This window comes from Gottfriedia sp. NPDC058432 (assembly GCF_042721555.1).
Taxonomy (GTDB): Bacteria; Bacillota; Bacilli; order Bacillales; family Bacillaceae_G; genus Gottfriedia.
The window spans coordinates 26,733-46,190 of record NZ_JBHXLC010000007.1 but is presented as its reverse complement, the minus strand read 5'-3'; the positions used below and the strand labels follow the sequence as shown (position 1 = coordinate 46,190).

17 protein-coding genes are annotated in these 19,458 nt (G+C 35.5%); 3 read left to right on the top strand and 14 right to left on the bottom strand.

Annotation, left to right across the window (positions count from 1 at the left end; all coding sequences use genetic code 11):
- Nucleotides 1–16: 16 nt before the first annotated feature.
- Together ACFWM3_RS09005 and ACFWM3_RS09000 are read right to left on the bottom strand one after the other, a co-directional pair.
- Nucleotides 17–937 (bottom strand): iron-hydroxamate ABC transporter substrate-binding protein, encoded by a 921-nt coding sequence (locus tag ACFWM3_RS09005; protein WP_390311114.1) that lies wholly within the window; start codon nt 935–937, stop codon nt 17–19.
- Nucleotides 888–1,733 carry an ABC transporter ATP-binding protein gene (locus ACFWM3_RS09000; RefSeq protein WP_390311113.1) on the bottom strand — a complete coding sequence of 282 codons (846 nt, stop codon included), beginning with the start codon at nt 1,731–1,733 and terminating at the stop codon, nt 888–890. Before ACFWM3_RS09000 ends, ACFWM3_RS09005 begins: the two co-directional genes overlap by 50 nt.
- Before the next feature lie 202 nt (nt 1,734–1,935).
- Here ACFWM3_RS09000 and ACFWM3_RS08995 point away from each other — a divergent pair, with 202 nt between their 5' ends.
- Nucleotides 1,936–2,985, top strand: coding sequence for an NAD(P)/FAD-dependent oxidoreductase (locus ACFWM3_RS08995; protein ID WP_056476251.1), 1,050 nt, complete (start codon nt 1,936–1,938; stop codon nt 2,983–2,985).
- 301 nt (nt 2,986–3,286) lie between these two features.
- Here the strand turns inward: ACFWM3_RS08995 and ACFWM3_RS08990 are convergent, their stop codons facing one another.
- The 6 genes from ACFWM3_RS08990 to ACFWM3_RS08965 all read right to left on the bottom strand — a co-directional run bounded on the left by ACFWM3_RS08990 (nt 3,287) and on the right by ACFWM3_RS08965 (nt 9,946).
- Complete coding sequence (locus ACFWM3_RS08990) at nt 3,287–4,378, bottom strand: DUF871 domain-containing protein (RefSeq protein ID WP_390311112.1); 1,092 nt, start codon at nt 4,376–4,378, stop codon at nt 3,287–3,289.
- Between the two features lie 285 nt (nt 4,379–4,663).
- Nucleotides 4,664–5,962, bottom strand: coding sequence for a PTS sugar transporter subunit IIC (locus ACFWM3_RS08985; RefSeq protein ID WP_390311111.1), 1,299 nt, complete (start codon nt 5,960–5,962; stop codon nt 4,664–4,666).
- Nucleotides 5,963–6,136: 174 nt separating this feature from the next.
- Nucleotides 6,137–6,445, bottom strand: a complete 309-nt coding sequence (locus ACFWM3_RS08980) for a PTS sugar transporter subunit IIB (RefSeq protein WP_056476240.1) — start codon at nt 6,443–6,445, stop codon at nt 6,137–6,139.
- Between the two features lie 83 nt (nt 6,446–6,528).
- The gene (locus tag ACFWM3_RS08975; protein ID WP_056476237.1) at nt 6,529–6,855 is read right to left on the bottom strand and encodes a PTS lactose/cellobiose transporter subunit IIA; all 327 of its coding nucleotides are present in this window, start codon (nt 6,853–6,855) and stop codon (nt 6,529–6,531) included.
- Nucleotides 6,856–6,999: 144 nt separating this feature from the next.
- Complete coding sequence (locus tag ACFWM3_RS08970) at nt 7,000–8,937, bottom strand: BglG family transcription antiterminator (protein WP_390311110.1); 1,938 nt, start codon at nt 8,935–8,937, stop codon at nt 7,000–7,002.
- A gap of 463 nt (nt 8,938–9,400) precedes the next feature.
- Nucleotides 9,401–9,946 carry a hypothetical protein gene (locus ACFWM3_RS08965; RefSeq protein WP_390311109.1) on the bottom strand — a complete coding sequence of 182 codons (546 nt, stop codon included), beginning with the start codon at nt 9,944–9,946 and terminating at the stop codon, nt 9,401–9,403.
- A 315-nt stretch (nt 9,947–10,261) separates the two neighbouring features.
- Between ACFWM3_RS08965 and ACFWM3_RS08960 the strand changes: the two genes are divergently transcribed.
- Nucleotides 10,262–10,612, top strand: a complete 351-nt coding sequence (locus ACFWM3_RS08960) for a PH domain-containing protein (protein ID WP_390311108.1) — start codon at nt 10,262–10,264, stop codon at nt 10,610–10,612.
- Nucleotides 10,613–10,672: 60 nt separating this feature from the next.
- Here the strand turns inward: ACFWM3_RS08960 and ACFWM3_RS08955 are convergent, their stop codons facing one another.
- The 6 genes from ACFWM3_RS08955 to ACFWM3_RS08930 all read right to left on the bottom strand — a co-directional run bounded on the left by ACFWM3_RS08955 (nt 10,673) and on the right by ACFWM3_RS08930 (nt 19,044).
- Entirely contained in the window at nt 10,673–11,890 is a 1,218-nt protein-coding gene (locus ACFWM3_RS08955; protein WP_390311107.1) for an acyl-CoA dehydrogenase family protein, read from the bottom strand.
- A gap of 13 nt (nt 11,891–11,903) precedes the next feature.
- Nucleotides 11,904–13,088, bottom strand: a complete 1,185-nt coding sequence (locus ACFWM3_RS08950; RefSeq protein ID WP_390311106.1) for a CaiB/BaiF CoA transferase family protein — start codon at nt 13,086–13,088, stop codon at nt 11,904–11,906.
- A 111-nt stretch (nt 13,089–13,199) separates the two neighbouring features.
- A complete protein-coding gene (locus tag ACFWM3_RS08945; RefSeq protein WP_056474559.1) occupies nt 13,200–14,657 on the bottom strand; it encodes an NAD-dependent succinate-semialdehyde dehydrogenase in 1,458 nt (485 codons plus the stop codon).
- Nucleotides 14,654–16,024: a 4-aminobutyrate--2-oxoglutarate transaminase gene (gene gabT, locus ACFWM3_RS08940; RefSeq protein WP_390311105.1), complete on the bottom strand. Its 1,371-nt coding sequence runs from the start codon at nt 16,022–16,024 to the stop codon at nt 14,654–14,656. Before gabT ends, ACFWM3_RS08945 begins: the two co-directional genes overlap by 4 nt.
- 84 nt (nt 16,025–16,108) lie before the next feature.
- Nucleotides 16,109–17,479 carry a putrescine aminotransferase gene (locus ACFWM3_RS08935; RefSeq protein ID WP_390311104.1) on the bottom strand — a complete coding sequence of 457 codons (1,371 nt, stop codon included), beginning with the start codon at nt 17,477–17,479 and terminating at the stop codon, nt 16,109–16,111.
- A 71-nt stretch (nt 17,480–17,550) separates the two neighbouring features.
- A complete protein-coding gene (locus ACFWM3_RS08930; RefSeq protein WP_390311103.1) occupies nt 17,551–19,044 on the bottom strand; it encodes an aldehyde dehydrogenase family protein in 1,494 nt (497 codons plus the stop codon).
- 262 nt (nt 19,045–19,306) lie between these two features.
- On the opposite strand from ACFWM3_RS08930, the gene ACFWM3_RS08925 reads away from it, so the two are divergent.
- The gene (locus tag ACFWM3_RS08925; RefSeq protein WP_286131749.1) at nt 19,307–19,441 is read left to right on the top strand and encodes a hypothetical protein; all 135 of its coding nucleotides are present in this window, start codon (nt 19,307–19,309) and stop codon (nt 19,439–19,441) included.
- Nucleotides 19,442–19,458: the final 17 nt, after the last annotated feature.

Sequence of the window (19,458 nt, the reverse complement as noted above, 5' to 3'; positions counted from 1 at the left end):
CCTACTCTTATTTTTGTTAGTTACCTAGAAATTGCTTTTTAAAGAATTCTAATTGCATGTCTAAAGTATCTGGATCATTGAAATAGAATTCACTTCCATTTACTTCGAAAACGTGCTTATTCTTTACTGCTGGTATATTTTTATAAGTATCTGTTTTTTCGACTGAAGTATCAGTTTGATCAAATTTACTGAAGATCACATAGTCACCCATAAACTCTGGAAGTACTTCTAATGAAATTGCAAAATATCCTGGTTTTAATGCGTTTTCTTCAACTTTTTTAGGCATTTTCAAATTCATTTCTTGGTAAAGAATTTCTGTTCCACGACCCCAGTTGTTACCATATACATAAAGCTGCTTGTCGAATTTCTCAATAACAGAAACAGTTGCATTTGGACCAATTTTAGCTTTAATTTCTTCGCCAGCCTTTTGTGCACGAGCTTTAAAATCTTCTACCCATGCTTGAGCTTCTTTTTCTTTGTTTAATAATTTACCAATTTCAATATGTTGAGTTAAGTAATCTACTTTGCCGTATGTATAAACTACAGTAGGTGCAATTTTCTTTAATTTATCAAGGTTTTTAACATTATCTAAACCAATAATTAAATCTGGGTTTAGCTCAATAATTTTTTCGATATTATCATCTGAAACAACTTCAGCATTTTTTAATTTTTCAGCCCAGCGAGGATTCGACTTAGACCAAGAATCAACACCGACAATGTTAACTCCTAAAGACATTACATTTCCTGCAAACGAAGATAACACTACTACACGTTTAGGGTTAGCTGGGACTTTAACTGGACCATTTTGCGATTGATATGTAATAGTTCCAGACTTTTTTGGTTCATTCTTTGAGCCTTCTGTACTTGATGCGCCTTTACTACATGCACTAATAATTAGCACGAATATTAAAAGAAATGGTATTAAGATTTTCTTCATTTTTCTCTTCTCCCTTAAGTAAATTGTATGTTATGCACATTGGCTTATCTGTTCTTGGATCTCTTCCAATTACTGTATCAATTGAAAAAACTTTTTTTAGAACTTCATGTGTAATGACTTCTTCGCAAGAGCCTGCTTTTACGATTTCCCCATCTTTAAGTGCGATGATAAAATCTGCAAATCGAGCAGCTTGATTTAGATCATGTAAAACCATAACAATTGTACGTTCTTGTTCCTGATTTAGCTTTTGTAACAACTCCAAAATTTCGAGTTGATGAGCTAAATCTAAATATGTAGTTGGCTCATCAAGGAAAATGATTTCAGTTTCTTGTGCTAACGCCATTGCGATCCAAACTCGTTGACGTTGACCTCCTGAAAGCGAATCAACTGACTTGTACTTATATTCCTTTGTACCTGTAACCTCAAGTGCCCAGTCAATTACTTCAATATCTTTTTGAGTTAATCTGCCAAAACCACTTTGATATGGGAATCGACCATAAGACACTAGTTCACCTACTGTTAAACCACTTGCACTCTCTGGTGTTTGAGGTAGAATCGCCATTTTTTTAGCTAGTAATTTAGTATTCTCTGAAGCAATGTTTTCCCCGTCTAAGATAATCGTTCCGGATTGATGAGAGATTATTCTTGTAATCGCCTTCAAAAGAGTCGACTTCCCGCATCCATTTGAACCGATGATTGTTGTAATTTGTTTATCCGGAATTTTTATATTAAGGTCTTTTACTATCAAACGATCACCATAACCAATGGTCAATTCATTAGTGTATAACCGTACCATAAACGGACCTCCATTCATTTAATATTTCAACCGTTAGTGATAATGATAATTATTATCAATCGTTATTACTACGTAAATATAAGTCTATTTACTAATATTGTCAACATTATTTTTTAGTGAAATCATTGAAAAATTCTCAAAAATGGTTTATATTTTATTGAGAATGATAATCAATGACAGAATATTCTGGAGTGAGAACATAATGAACATGAACGATCTTTATGATGTAACAGTAATCGGAGGAGGCCCTGCTGGACTTTACTCTGCCTTTTATAGTGGTTTACGAGAAATGAAAACAAAAATTATTGAATTTCAATCTGAATTAGGCGGCAAAGTTCATTGTTATCCTGAAAAAGTGATTTGGGATGTTGGAGGACAACCACCAATTCCTGGCGAGAGATTTATCGGACAAATTGTTCAGCAAGGATTAACGTTTGATCCGACTGTTGTGTTAAATGAAAAAGTTGACACAATCACTCGTGACAATAATGGTATTTTTGTTTTACATACAGCTTCAGGTCAAATACATTATTCTAAAACAGTTATTGTTGCAGTTGGAAGTGGTATTTTAAATCCAACAAAGCTTCAAATAGATGGTGCAGAAAGATTCGAAGTTTCAAATTTAAACTATACAGTAAAATCACTTAAGCATTTCAAAGATAAAACTGTAATCGTTTCCGGTGGTGGTAACTCTGCAATTGATTGGGCCAATGAGTTAGAGCCAATTGCTAAGAAAGTTTTTTTAACTTACCGAAAAGATGCTCTTAAGGGTCATGAAGCACAGGTTTCTCAATTAATGAATAGTTCAGTTGAATGTCTTTTCAATACATCTATTACGAAACTAATTGCTGGTGAAAACCATGAAGAAATAGAAAAGGTTGAACTGACAAATAATGAAACTGGTGAAGTATCTCATCTAGCAATTGATGAAGTAATCATAAACCACGGATATGAACAAGATACTTCTTTGTTAAATAACAGTGAAATAAAGGTAGAAATGATTCAAGATTTCTATATTAAAGGGAATACAACGAGTGAAACTTCGATTGAAGGGATTTACGCAGCTGGAGATATTTTAATGCATGAAGGAAAGTTACAATTAATTGCTGGCGCATTTCAAGATGCTGCTAATGCCGTTAATAAAGCGAAGCAATATATCCAACCAGATGCCAGTGGATCAGCAATGGTTTCATCACATAATGAGGTATTTAAACAACGAAATCGTGATTTAATTAAACAAATGATGAGTTAATCTTGAAAAAATGATGTCTTTTTTTTCAAGATTACTTACAACATTGCGGATTTATCTGGAAGCGTAATGTTATCGAATTTTTGCTAGGCTAAATACTCAAAAAACGAATTCCAACCGAATTCGTTTTTTTATTAGTTAAGTGATAATGAATTTAACACATACTGATAATAAAATAACGTTGGAATAAATAAGACTGCATTTCAAGAGATGTCCTAGTTGAATCATCTTCTGAAAATGCAGTCTTCATTCGTTATCTCTTATATCACAATGCACGTTCTATCAATCTATTTACGAGATAGTATTATTCCTCAACCTTTAAGGCAAAGGTACCCCAAGGCTGAATGTAATCAATAAGGAAATGCTCTTCCTCTACAACATCCCCAATATAGTTTTTCCGACTATCTAGCGGCATGTCTTGCAACACAACTTGGAGCTCCCCCTTATACTTACCAAAGCTATTGTTTCCGATGAAGATTCTCCCTTTTTGTTGCTTAATGCTCTTGCGAATTGGGAAATCTTCTGCAGCATATTTTTTCCTAACCTCTACCGAACGAATCATATATTCACTAATGTCCCCACGTCTTATGTGAAGCTCTTCCAGTGAGATGTTCTTTTCTGTATCAGATATTTCCGGCTGAAGCTTTACTTTTAGTTCCACAAAATCGCGATTTAAGGATCCAAGTAGCTGTAGTTCATCTTGGCTTGCATATGCGTTTCCGATTATGACATCGTCAATTAACTTTGTAGCCCATAAATGCTTTGCTTGTACATCAATTGGCAAGGAACGATGTTGTTCTAATGTACATAAGCCATCATTAATGTCCCAAGGGCCGATATTTCCGTGATGAGAAGTGACAAATGCTGCTGTACGGATTCCATGCTTTTTAAATCGTTCACTGCATTTTATAAAGAAATCATATGGCAAACCTGTATACTTTTGCGGATAAAAATTATGACAACCGAGCAGTAGAGACTTATTACCTTGGTGCGTTAATATGTTCTCTAGATAGTCAACATCATTACTCATGTTCAGTTCAATCTTGAGCCCATATGAGTTATATGTCATCTTTGATTCCTTTAATCCGTCAAAACCAAGATCCAGTCGGATTCCATCCGCACCTAGTTGAGCAAAGAAGCTTAAGTCATCATAGCTGATATCCAGCTTATCGAATACAGCTGGCGCTACATCCAAAATAACTTCCATCCCTAGGGATTTTGCATACGCGATTATATTTATAAAATCTTCCATAATCATTTCTTTTGGTTTATTCACAGAAAGAAGACAGGTAAAAACTCGTTCGAATCCGTACTGAGAAGCTAGTGCTAAATATTCCTTGTCTTTTTCAGGTTTTGAATGCTCCGGGTATATGGAAACACCTAGTTTTCTTGTCATTACCTTTTCTTCCTCCTAATTGACTATAATTTTCTGGCAGCAGTCAACCTTGTAACATAGTCTCTATATCTTGTTGAAACGAACACACTGCAAAATACAGTTGTGACAATTATGATAGAAACAAACTTGCTGCCCATGAGTACAAATACTAATATGGATAAACCGATAGCTAAAATTGAAATGCCAATTGATCCCCAAGGAGTAACCTTCCTCCCTAAGTTAGAACGGTCGAATAAAATATGAGCTATTATTAAGGTGAAAACGGCACTTATCATTTGAATCATCTTAGGCTGCTTGTCTCCCTTCTTCTTCCAATTTCAGTTGTTTTTTTTCAAACACTTTAAAGAAAGGATAGTATATGACTAATGCGACACAGAAGTTTAGGATAGAAAGGGCACCTGCCGAAAAAGTCCAGTTTGTACTAATAACAGCCCCAATTGGCGCTAGCATGGTGAATGGCAATTTTGCCATCATCATTGGAATGAAACCAGAAACTACTGCAAAGTAAGAAATCGTCGTTGTCACTAATGGCGCAACAATAAATGGAATGCAAAGTATAGGGTTCATCACAATAGGAGCACCAAAGATAATAGGCTCATTAATATTGAATAATCCTGGAACAAAAGCCAATCTTCCTAAATCCTTTAAATATTTTACTTTCGAGAACATAAACAGAACAACAAGAGCCAAGGTTGATCCCGCACCGCCAATCCATACGAACCATTGAAGAAATTGTTCTGTGAATAAATATGGTAGGTGGTGGGCATTTCCAGTCTGTGCAAATTTATCTGCATTTTCAAGGATTGCTGTATCCCACATCGGACGAATGAGCGGATCCAAAATTGCTGGACCGTGAATGCCAAGTGACCAGAAAAATACGATTAAGAAAACTGTTAGTAATCCGCCAAGTAAACTATTGCCTACTAAAATATTTTTAAGCGGAGAAATCAAAGTTGTAATGAATGAGTTAATATTGAAATTTAATCCGTAACGAATAGTCCAGAAAACAAACACAACTGCAAAAGTAGGAATAAGGGCAGAAAACGATTTTGCGACTGCTGGTGGAACACTGTCCGGCATCTTTACAGTAATATTGTGTTTTATTAAAAACCGATAAATTTCAACAGTAATTAAAGATGTAACAATTGCTCCGAATAATGATCCGGCACTTAAACTGCTGATAGGCAGCCAACGTCCAGCATCGATCACCCCTTCTACCGGCTGTGTGACCTGTACAGGTACGACACAGGAAATTAGGAATGCAAGCATTGATAAAAAGCCAGCATTCAATTGATCCAATTTATATGACTCCGCCAATGCTGATCCTACCCCAAATGCCGCATATAATGACATGGCGCCAACCGTAAAACGAAATGGAATATCGAGAGCAGCTTTATGTGGTGCGATCCATTGACTGAACGCATCGACTGGGAAGTTTAGAAATAGCACAAAAAACGATCCAACAATTGTCAGTGGGAGCGTAGACATCACGCCATTCCGTACTGCTAATAAATGCCTTTGTGATCCAATCTTATAAGTGAATGGAGCTATCTTATTCTCCAAAAAGCCGAATAGTTTATTCATCTCCTTGTAATCTCCTTTTAATTATTTGAATGATTCATCAAAACGATCTAACTTCATTAGTGTGTTTTTCGATGATGATTATCTTGAAATTCCAATAAACCGTAGGCTTAGGATATCAAGCGCTGTCCAAATTGCTGTGTTATATCAAGGCATCTACAAAAAGTTACCAACTTCTTATGCTTTGGAAGTCATAGACTCAGCATGCTTCAGAATGGCTTCACCGTTACACATTCCGTAGTGCATTTGATTGATGACTTCGACCGGTACATTATATTGCTTGCCCAGTTCTTGAAATCTTGGCAATGAAAAGCGGATTTGTGGCCCTAAAAGTACGACATCACTGTCCTTTATTTCTTCTTCTGCTTTGCCTTGGTCAACTGCTTTGATCATATATTGTTTTCCTTGGTTCTCGGCTGAAGCCTGCATTTTTTTAACAATGATGCTAGTGGACATTCCTGCTGCACAACATAATAAAATTTTCATAGTAAATCTCTCCTTTTAAAAATTACTTATAATTAGTCTATAATTTCTTCTTTACGTAACAAAACTGTAGTTTTAAAAAGACTTTATAAAGGCATTTGCATTGTATCTATTTTTTTGTATAACGAAATGAATTCCTCTGCAAGTTCCCTTACTGTGATTGCATTCATCAGATGATCTTGCGCATGGATTAGGAGTAAGTTGATTTCAGTTTTATTATCGGCGGCTTCATCTTGAATAAGAGTAGTTTGTATTTGATGTGCAAGGCCTAATTCCTCTTTCGCCTGTTTCAAACTTTCCAGTGCTTCTTCCATCTTTCCGTTCTTGGCGAATCTGATTGCTTCTAATGATAAACTGCGTGCATTCCCTCCATGTAAAATAATTTGAAAACTGATTGGTAAGCTAGTTTCCATATTTACCTCCTGATATTTATAAAAGCGTTTTCTTTGATATTTGTATTTTAATTCGAAATCCAGTTCCGCTAAATATAAAAAACTTCCGTTAGTAACGGAAGTTTTGAAATAGGATGCCAAAAATTTTTCTATATATAAACTAGCCTATTTAGCATCTATCAATTTATTAAACTCTTTTTGACTAGTGCAGCCTATTATTTTATCTACCGTACTTTTATTATCGAGAATGTTGTATAGGAAATCATATAAATATTGCAGATCACTCTTATTGTTTTGCTTTACGCTAAATAAGCAAACCAATTGTACAGGTGTTCCTCCCCAATCAATCGGCTTAGCTAAGGTACAAAACGCGATAAACGTCTCTTGACTCATATTTTTGATAGGGTGAGGAATTGCTACAAGGTTGCCAAAGGCAGTAGAAGAGCATACTTCACGCTCCAACACGGAAGCACAGAAGGCATCGTCTCCCAACTGTAAATCAACGATTTTTCTACTCAAAAATCGGATGACTTCCTCTCTCGAATTCATTTGCTGCTGTAAAAAGACTAGTTCACTTTTTACATGGTTACTGATGTCCCCGCTGTGTTGTTGGAATAATTTTTTCCTGATATTGCTTACATCATCTTTACCTAGTATTGTATTTACTTTTATAACAGGCACAGAAATATCATTATCGATTGTCACAGTACTGATTATAAAATCAATCTGATCCTCTAATACAAAATCTTTCAAATTATAATAGCTTGCAACATCGACAATATCCAATGATCCTCCAAAATGCTCAATTAATTTATATTTAAGCAGTTGGGCACTTCCCTTTCCTGTTGCGCAAACGATTAAACAGCGTTTTTGTTCTCTGTTCTTTTTCTGCCTCTCGATGGACGCACCTAAATGTATGGCCAAATACCCGGTTTCGCCTTCTTCAATTTCTTTTTTTATCTTGCTGCTAATCACTTTGGCTGCAATTAAGCCGGCTTCGAACGCTAATGGATATTGTGTTTTGATATCCTGAATTATAGGGTTTCTAACATTCAGCCCATATTTGATACGATTTAATGCTACATATAAATGTTCCGCCATATTAAGCTTTAGCTCTTCATCATGCTGTAAATCTATATTCATCTCTTCAAAAATGGACTGAAGAATTTCTTGTATCATATGATCCACTGTTTCCTCTTTGGAAGGCTCGAAAGCCAGGTAGCTTGCCACCTTTGTTCCCATTAAATGGATGGTTATATAAATGCTTTCTACATATGGAAAGTGAATAGAAAATGCTTTTTCCAACTCTGATAGTATCTTGCAAGAAATCTGATACTCCTTTGAATGTTCTATATATTTCGTATCGATATTTATTTCTTTTATTACACTGCCACTCCGTATTCTTTCAATAGAAATTAAAATGTGAACTAGTAAGTTTTCAAACTCCTGGTCGGATAATTCCATGCCTTTTTCCTTTAGGGAACGAAGCATAATATCTTTGACCATTTCTATTTCAAAGGATTTGAACAGATTCAGCATAAATTGTACATTTTGCATAAGCGGTGTGTGGATATCGCGATTGAAGTAATACTCGGACATGCAAGAACGGATATTAAATTCATCACCCTTTACGCATACGCCGTAGTTTGGGCGTTTTTCCAGTATTAATTTATATTTTCCCAATAGCTTCTTCACATCTTTTATTAAATTATTCACTGTAGATTTGCTAACGTAAATCTCTTCTGCCAAGTCCTCAAGCTTTATATAATCTGGGGAACCGAGCAATTTTCTTAAGATATATAGTACTCGTCCTTTATGGTCAATGGGGACATCAGAATGGTTCCCGATATTCTTTTGATGGTATGTTTGTATAAACGAATAAAATGAATGATCATCTAGGATCTCCAACTGATACCCATTTCCTCTATAGGATTGGATAACCGCACCGTGTTCACGAATGAACACATTTAACATTTTTATATCCGCTCGAATCGTACGAGATGATACATTCGCAAATTTCGAAAGGTAATTTCCATTAATTACCGATTTTGTTTTAAGAAATTCCTGTAATATAAAAATTGACCGAGGATGCATATTAATCATCCCTCCCTTCTTATCTATTTCACTTATAAAAAATTTTGGTACAAATATGCTATTAAAAAGTAAAAATACATGGCTCAGAGCCATATGGAAAAGCTTACTGTTTGCACGACTTTTTCGCTAAAGTGACTTATTACCGGTTAGATATCCATCAAAGTTACATATGTCTATTTAAGTTACTTAGGTTATATAGTAAACGCTTTCAATCTTTGAACTGAACAAGCATAAGAAATTGCTATTTCTTTTTTACATATAAACAATATCATAGAAAATCAGCCTAGTAAATATAACGTTATAACGTTTATTCAAAGGAGATGGGCACCTAAAAATAAATGGATTGCTGGGGATCAAGCGAAAGAAAAAACATGGTTAAATCGCTTAAAAAAGATGAATTAACCTAAAAAAGACAAAATGAGAAAGGAGTTAAAACTCCTTTCTCATTTTGTCAGCAGTCCCTAATAGACCTCTATTTCCACACTGTCATATACTTTTTTCGATATTTTGGATCCTCTTCTGTTTCTATCAACTCTAAGGCCTTTTGTTTTATTTCCTCATTCTTAACTGCGTCATACAGATTTCTCATACATTGAATGATATCATACCGAATTAGTGTATGGTTTTTTTCTTCTTTACAATCTAAATAACGATTTACTAGATGTTCAAGGATGATTGCTCTTTGCTCTGGACTAGCTAAACCTACTCGCCATATTGATTGTAAAGTGTGTCTTGCCGTAACAAACTTTGGATCATATGTAACTTGCCAAACTGCAGGAAAATCGTTTAGCATCCTCTTCTCTGGATCACTAATAGCTAGATTTGAGAGAAATTGTGCAGCTCTTGACCTTTTGTGATTTTCTTTATGAGTTAGCTCCGATTTTAATCGATCCCATACTTCATACGACCAATCCACTTTCTCTTTTGTAACCGAAATAATATAGTCAAAGGCTTCATATTGCAAATTCTTGTCTTTTGATTCAAGGTTTTCAAAATAAGTTTGTACTTGTTGATCCATGTCACGTACCTCTCCTGAGAATAGTAAATAATTCTTTTATCTAGATGATATCATTCCCTAGCATTTACAAGCTTAAAAAAAAAAATTATCTTATCGTTCAATTTTTTTCGATTTTTACTAATACTAAGCATACCTATTATAAGTCAGAATGCTTTAAAATCACGATCATCGTTGCATTATATATTTAATTAAACGTTTGTTTAGTTTTTGAAATAAATGGTTTCAGTAAAAAGTATACCAATGTATTAATAATTAAATTAAATAAATGAACGATATTCAGTCCCGGATCGTATAAGAATTAAGGAGGGATTTTTAATGAAAACAATTTTATTTGAGGAAGATCAATTAATCATTTCACTTTCTAGTCTTGAAACAATATTAGGATTAAAACATACAATCGAGGTTCCCTACAGTAATATAAAGGATGTTTCTATAGAGGATACCCATCAATTTTTATGGAAAATGTATGGTACACATTTAGGAGCAAGTAAATATGGCTATTTCAAAAAAGATGGAGTGAACTATTTTGTAGCTTCAAGCACTAATAAGGGAAATTTAGTTTTAACGTTAAATAACCACAAATACGATAAAATCATTTTAGAATTAGATCACGTTGATGATGTTTTCCAACCGTTACAAAATATTTTAAGTACTTATATTAAATAATTTAAATAAGACTGTCTTTGACGGACAGTCTTATTACTAGTATTTAATCAAAAATCAATTTTATGACTTCACCGCTTCAACCGTAACTTCTTCAAATGGCCAAGCTGGAAGCATTTTTCTTAACACTTTATCTTCTCTGTAACCAAGGTCATATTCAGCTTGCATGATTGTGTGAATTTCTCTTGTTCCTTCGTAGATAACAGGTGCTTTTGAGTTTCTTAAGTAGCGCTCTACTGGGAATTCGTTTGAGAATCCGTATGCACCGTGAATTTGAACTGCATCATTAGCTGCCTCGTTTGCTGCATTACAAGAAATCCATTTTGCTAGTGAAGTTTCTCTTGTATTTCTCTTTCCGTTATTTTTTAACCAACCGGCTTTGTAAACTAATAGGCGTGAGATTTCAAGGTTAGAAGACATTTTAGCGATCATTTGTTGTACTAGTTGATGTTTACCGATTTCTTTTCCAAATGTTTTTCGCTCATTACAGTATTTTACGCTCGCTTCAAGTGATGCCTGGATTAATCCACAAGCTCCAGCAGCAACTGTAAATCGTCCATTATCAAGTGCAGACATTGCAATTTTAAAGCCTTCACCTTCAAAACCTAATAAGTTTTCTGCAGGAACTCTTACGTCATCTAAAAATACTTCACCTGTATTCCCTGCTCTAATACCCATTTTTCCTTTGATTGCTTTTGTGGAAACGCCTTCAAATGTACGGTCTACAATAAAACAGGAAATACCATGATGCTTTAGGTCATGATTTGTTTTCGCAAAAATTAAGAAATGGTCAGCTACATCACATAAAGAAATCCATGTTTTTGATCCGTTTAAAATATAGCTATCCCCATCTTTTACAGCTGTTGTTGCCATCGCCACTACATCTGAGCCTGCATTCGGTTCAGTTAATCCAAATGCTCCAATTTTCTTACCTTCAGCTTGTGGTACTAAATACTTTTTCTTTTGTTCTTCAGTACCCCATTGTAGTAATGTCATACTATTTAAACCGGTATGTACAGAAACAGCTGTGCGGAAAGCAGTATCTCCACGTTCTAATTCCTCACATACAATCGCTAATGTGTTATAATCCATTCCTACTCCACCGTATTGTTCTGGAATACATACACCCATAAGTTGCAAATCTGCAAGTCGTTTTAGAATATTAGCTTCAAAATGTCCTTTTTCATCCCATTCTTTAATAAATGGGATAATTTCTCTATCTACAAATGACCTAACTACCTTCCTTACACTAACTTGTTCTTCTGATAATGAAAAATCCATTCTTATTTCCTCCTCAAATTGTTTTATTTCGTTTCATTTCTTCTATTTCAATTCGGGAATATCCTAGTTTACTTATTATTTCTTCTGTATGCTCACCATGTAAGGGCGGGTGTCTTAATACTTCAATTGGCGTTTTTGATAATTTTAGCGGTGATCCGACTAATTTTAGATCCTTTATAAACGGATGGTCTACATCCAACACCATTTCTCTCGATTTAGCTTGTACAGACTGTAGAGCTTCACTTACATTATTTATTGGTCCATTTGGAATTCCAATTTGATCTAATAATTCTTTCCACTCATTTTTACTTTTCATTTTTAATTTATTTTGAACTAATTGCTCTATTTGTTTTCGATGCTGTAAACGGCTAGTATTCGTCTTATATGCTTCATCTAATAAGATTGGTTCATCAATAAGTAAAGCAAACCTCTTAAATTGTTCATCATTACCGACCGCTATGACTAATTCACCGTCACTTGCAGTAAAGACTTGATATGGAACGATATTTGGGTGTTGATTCCCCATTCGTTCAGGTACAATTCCACTACATAAATAATTACTAGCTACATTTACTAAAGCAGCTAGCTGAGAGTCAAATAATGAAATATCGATTTCTTGACCTTCTCCTGTACGATCTCGATTCTGAAGTGAAGCAAGAATCCCAATACATGTAAATAGACCAGTTAAAACATCCGAAATGGCTACTCCTACTTTTGTTGGCTCTGCCTCTTTCTCACCAGTAATGCTCATTAATCCAGACATCGCTTGGATGATATAATCATATCCTGGTAAACTTGAATTCGGCCCAACACTACCAAAGCCACTAATGGACGCTAGTATGATGTCTTCTTTTATTTTTTTCAATTCCTCATAGTCAAAACCTAATTTTGTCATTGTTCCAGGTTTGAAATTTTGAACAACTACATCAGCCTCTGAAACTAGCTTTTTTAAAATTTCTTTACCTTGCTCACTTTTTAAGTTTAGAGTCATGCCTTTTTTATTGCGGTTTGCACATAAATAATAAGCGCTTTCACCTTCAACGAAAGGTGGCCCCCATCCCCTGGTTTCATCGCCATTATTAATACTTTCTACTTTTATAATCTCTGCTCCTAAGTCCCCAAGAATCATCGTACAAAAGGGCCCGGCTAGTACTCTTGTTAAATCAATGATTTTTACTCCATGTAATGCACCTGGCAATTTTTCCACCTCTATTAATCTAGTTAATAAGCCAGTAAAACGATCAATCACAATAGTTGAATTGAATGTTTAACTGGCTTACAACTGCGCTTTGTATTAACAGTAGATTTATTAGATGTCTAACCCAATTGATATATATTTAACTTCTAAAAATTCTTCAATTCCAAAGTGACCGCCTTCTCTTCCAAGACCGCTCTCTTTATAACCGCCAAATGGAACTTGTACAGCAGAAGGTGTACCATCGTTTAGTCCAATAATTCCGTATTCAAGTGCTTCTGTAACGCGGAAAGAACGACTTAAGTTTTCCGTATACACATATGCAGCTAGACCGTAATTTGAATTATTTGCTCTCTCAATTACTTCTTCTTCAGTTTTAAATGTAGTAATTGGAGCAAGTGGACCAAATATTTCTTCCTTCATGCATGCCATTTCATCCGTAATACCCGTTAAAATAGTTGGTGCATAATAATATCCATTTTCCTCTGAAGGTTTATTACCACTATATACGATTTTCCCACCGTTATTAGTAGCATCTTCAACTAGCGTTTTTACCTTTTCTAAAGCTGCATCGTCAATCAGTGGACCAACATCAATTCCTTCTTCTAAACCGTTACCCACTTTTAATTTTTCTAGCTCTTTTGTAAATAACGCTGTAAATTCTTCGGCTACACTTTCCTGTACATAAATACGATTTGTACAAATGCAAGTTTGACCTGCATTGCGGAATTTTGACTGAACTAGGCCAACCGCTGCTTTTGCTAAATTAGCATCATCCATAACAATAAATGGTGCATTTCCACCAAGCTCTAGCGAAACCTTTTTAACATTCTCCGCTGCTCCTTTCATTAGCGTTTTGCCAACTTCAGTAGAACCAGTGAATGTAATCTTTGTTACTCTTGGATCTTTTAGCCATACATCGCCAATTTCAGAAGACTTACCAGTAACGACATTAATTACCCCTTTTGGAATCCCCGCTTCATGAGCAAGCTCCGCAAGTTTTAATGCTGTTAAAGGTGTTTGAGTAGCTGGTTTAATAACCGTTGTACAACCAGCTGCAAGTGCAGGAGCAACTTTTCTTGTAATCATAGCTGCAGGGAAATTCCAAGGAGTAATTGCTGCTACAACTCCTACAGGTTCTTTCCTAATTAGAATACGTTTATTAGGTTGTGATGCAGGAATTGTTTCCCCATATACGCGCTTGCCTTCTTCTGCATACCATGAAATAAAACCATTTGCATAAACAGTCTCACCTAATGCTTCTTTTAATGGTTTACCTTGCTCGATTGTCATTAATTTAGCAATTTCTTCTTTCTTTTCGTCAATGAGACGATACCAATTCATTAATAAATGGTATCTTTCTTCTGATGTCTTTTTTGACCAAGTTTTAAATGCTGTATGAGCAGCATCAACAGCTAATTTCGCTTCATATGTACCACCAGTTGGAATTGCCCCTACAACTGCACCAGTTGCAGGATTTGTAACCTTCGTATAATATTCATGATCGGTCCCAACCCATGCACCATCTATATACATTGGGTAGACTTCATATTTCTCTTTAATTTGGCTCATGAGTTTACCTCCAATTGAAGTTCTGGAACTAATACAGCTTCGATTGACTCTCTTAAAATATCTAGTCCTTCTTCAAGCTGTTCATCTGTAATCGTTAGTGGCATTAACAAACGAATAACATTGCCAAAGATACCTGCGCTTAACAACATTAATCCTCTATTGTTAGCTTCTTTTACAATCTTTCCAACTGTCACCTTATCTGGTGTTTTATCTTTCTTATTTGTTACAATCTCCATCGCACACATTGCGCCAATTCCGCGAATATCACCTATTTGTTCAAACTGATTAGCCCATTTATGCATTTCCTCATTAACTTTGTCGCCAATTACAACAGCTCGCTCATTTAATCCTTCTTCCTCAATGATATCGAGTACTGCTAATGCTGCACGACATCCAAGTGGGCTACCAGAGTATGTTCCGCCTATTTCTCCAGCATCAGAAGCTTCCATAATTTCTTTTCTACCGATCACGCCACTAATAGGTACTCCCGCACCCATTGATTTTGAAATTGTAATTAAATCAGGCTCAATTCCAAAGTGCTCAATTGCAAAATATTTACCTGTTCTAGCAAAACCAGTTTGAATTTCATCTGCTACAAATAATATTCCATATTGCGTACAGATTTCTCTAACTCTTTTTACAAAATCAAGATCAGGAACAATAAAGCCACCCTCGCCTTGGATTGGTTCCATTACGACTGCAGCAATCGTTTCTGGTGCAACTTCTGCAATCAAAAACTGTTCAAATTGTTCAATGATAAATTTACTATATTCTTTTTCATCCATTTGATCTGGACGACGGTAAACATATGGATATGGTGCTTTATACACTTCAGGAGCAAATGGCCCAAATCCATATTTGTAAGGCTTAACTTTACTTGTCATCGTCATTGTCATTAGTGTTCGACCATGGAATCCTCTAGTAAAAGAAATGATTCCTTGACGCTTTGTATACTTTCTTGCAATTTTCACTGCATTTTCAACAGCTTCCGCGCCACTATTAAAAAATGCTACTTGTTTATCAAAACTTCCAGGTGAAAGATCTGCTAATCTTTCTGCAAGCTGAATATAAGATTCATACATCATGACATTAAAGCCCGTGTGAATATAATCACCGGCTTGAGCTTGAAGCGCTCTTACTACTCTAGGATGGGAATGACCAACATTTATCGTTCCAATTGCACCTGCAAAGTCAATAAACGTATTTCCATCAACATCCTCAACCAGTGCACCCTTTGCTTTTTTTACAAATGCTTCACTATTATTACTAATCCCTTTTGGAACCACATTATTTCTTCGAGCAACCAACTCTTGTGATTTTGGTCCTGGAATTGAAGTTTGGATTTTAACGAATTTTCGATCTGCCATTATTGCACCATCCTAACTATAACGATTTTTGAATGTAATGAAAGCATGTCATGATTAACGGTCATGACATGCTTGATGAATAAATTAAACTTCCATAGAAGATAAAATTTCTTTAAATGCATTTACTACAGTATCAACTTCTTCATAGCTAATTTTTAAAGAAGGCTCGATACGAATTGTTTTTGAGTTAATTAATGTACCAGCAACTAGGATCCCTTTATCAAACATTCCTTTAGAAACTTCATAACCAATTTCATCTTGATGGAACTCAATTCCAATCATTAAACCTTGGCCACGAAGTTCTAAAACTTTGTCTTCATGTCCTTTTGCTGCTTCTTTTAATTGATCTAAGAAGTACGCTCCAACTACTTCTGCTCTTTCAGGTAATTTTTCTTCAAGAAGTACACTGATTGTAGCAATAGCAGCTGCACATGCTAATGGATTTCCACCAAATGTTGTTGTATGCATAAATGGATTTGGGAACCAGCTTTTAAATACTTCTTCTTTTGCAACTACTGCTCCAGCTGGCATAACTCCGCCACCGAATGCTTTAGCAAGACAAATAATGTCTGGAACTACTTCATATAAATCAGCAGCAAACATTTTACCAGTACGGCCCATACCTGTTTGAACTTCATCAAAAATTAATAGAGCTCCGTACTCATCACATAGTTCACGAACTTCTTTTAAGTAGTTTGGAGGAGGAAGAATAATTCCACCTTCACCTTGAATTGGCTCAAGTATAACTGCTGCAACATCTTCGCCTACTAAAGAGCAAGTTTCAAATGTTTTTCTCATCATATCAATGTCACCGAATGGAACATGACGGAATCCAGGAATTAACGGTAAAAACGGTTTACGGAACATGCCTTTTGCCGTACCAGATAAAGAACCTAAGCTTTTCCCGTGGAATGCACGAGTAGTTGAAATAAATGTACTGCGCTCACTATACATTTTTGCAAGCTTTAATGCCGCTTCAACACTCTCTGTACCACTGTTTGTAAAGAATGAATATTTTAAATCACCAGGTGTAATTTCTGCTAAAATTTTAGCAAGCATTGCACGTAATGGATCTAATAAATCTTGGCTATGAAGTGCCTGTCTTTTTAACTGATCTGTAACAGCTTTGATAACTTTTGGATGACGATGTCCAACATTATAAATTCCAAATCCGCCTAAACAGTCAATATACTCTTTACCATTTACGTCTTTAAAGCATGAGCCACTATCAGACCATTCAACAGATGCAAATTGACCGCCTTCTGTAACAGTTTTACGGTAAGCAAGGAAACCTGGGTTTACGTGCTCTCTAAAACCATCAACTGTTTCCTTTGTAATCCATGCAGCGTCTTCTTCTGTAACAGTCTCTTTTTCTATTAAACTTAAAACCTTATTAATATACTCGGTTACATTTTTTTCTTCACTTTTTAATTCGTTTTTTAAGTTGATACTCATTTTGTTCACTCCTATAGTCGTTTTATCTATTTTTTTCTTTCCTATCTGTCTCTTCTTAAAACTATCTAAAATTATTCTGCAAACCATCCAATTGGTTCAACTTGTAAGTTAATGTTAATTTGCTTAATTTCTTGGAATTCTTCAAGACCAAATGTACCTAAGCTGCGTCCTACACCGCTTTGTTTGTAGCCACCCCAAGGTGCTTCATTGTATGTTGGGTGGTATGAGTTAATCCAAGTAATGCCTGAACGTAGCTTTTTAATTACTCTTAAAGCTTTCGCTCCATCTTTACTAAAGACAGCACCTGCTAAACCATATACAGTTCCATTTGCAAGTTTTAACGCTTCTTCCTCGGATTTAAATTTTTGGATACATACGACTGGACCAAAAATTTCTTCTTGGACGATGCGCATACTTTGTTCAACATCTACAAAAACAGTTGGTTCAACAAAATAACCTTTTTCTAAACCATCTTTTTCGATACGATTTCCTCCGCAAGCAAGTGTTGCGCCTTCTTCTTTACCTATTTGTATATAGCTTAAAACTTTTTCTAAATGCTCTTTACTAACTAGTGGACCCATTTCTGTTTCAGCTACATCCCCAGGGCCGACTTTAATTTTCCTAGCACGCTCTACAAAGCGATCTACGAAGCGATCATAAATTGATTCTTCTACTAATATTCTTGATCCAGATGAACAAACTTGACCTGAACCCGCATAAATTCCAAATAGAGCATAATCGACAGCCGTTTCAAAATCTGCATCTGCAAAAATGATATTCGGAGATTTCCCACCAAGCTCAAGTGATACTTTTTTCATCGTATCTGCCGCTGTTTTCATGATATGTTTGCCCGTTTTTGTTCCACCTGTGAATGAAACCATATCAACGTCAGGGTTGGCAGCGATTTCATTTCCAACCACCGGGCCAGCACCCATAACCATATTTGCTACACCTTGTGGAAGACCAACTTCTTCAAAGATTTCAAATAATTTCTTAGGAGTCACTGGTGTTACTTCTGATGGTTTGAAAACAATTGAATTACCTGCCGCTAACGCTGGAGCAATTTTCCATATACTCATTAATAATGGATAGTTCCAAGGAACAATTAATCCGCATACTCCTATTGGTTCACGAACAACCATCGCCTGCATAGGATCTGCTACATGATAAGTAAACCCATCTGGCTTTGTAATCAATCCTGCATAATAACGGAAGCAAGCTGCGGCATCCGCCACATCAAAGCCCGCTTCACGATGTGGTTTTCCATTATCTAACGTTTCAAGTTTAGTTAATTCTTCTTGGTACTCTTCTATTTTGTCTGCAATTTTAAATAAGTAAGTTGCTCTTTCTTGAGCAGATAAATCAGACCATCTTCCATCATTGAATGCTTTACGAGCAACATCAATTGCTTCTTTCGCATCTTCAACCGTTCCTTCAGGAGCATATGCAATGATTTCTCCATTTGCTGGGTTAATAACAGGGCGTTTCTCATGATTGCTAGAATCTTTCCATTCGCCATTAATAAACATCTTTAAATCAATTGTTTTAAATTGAACATCGACCATTGGATATAAACCCTCCTTAAATTCTTAACAATTTAATAATTTGCAAGAACCGTGCCAACTTTAATACACCTAAAAATAAGGGTTTTGCTTCAATAGCCTGTACATTATTATTCAATTTTGCATAACTCTATTACACTTTGCATAATCTTTAAAACTCGTAAAAAATCTACGATCATTAAACGTTTTTAAAACTATTTCTGTAAATCGACATATTAAGAAAATTCATTGCATAGGCTAGAACACCATGAAAGGAGGAGATATTATGTTGCTTGCAGGAACATGTATTGCGGTAGGACTCATCATCATCTTCATGGCATTTAGTCTCTCGAGGGACCAAGTTAGTATGACTGAAGTAATTGATAGCAATGTTGAAAATATAGGGGATTTAGAGAAATAAAAAAACGCACCCTGTGC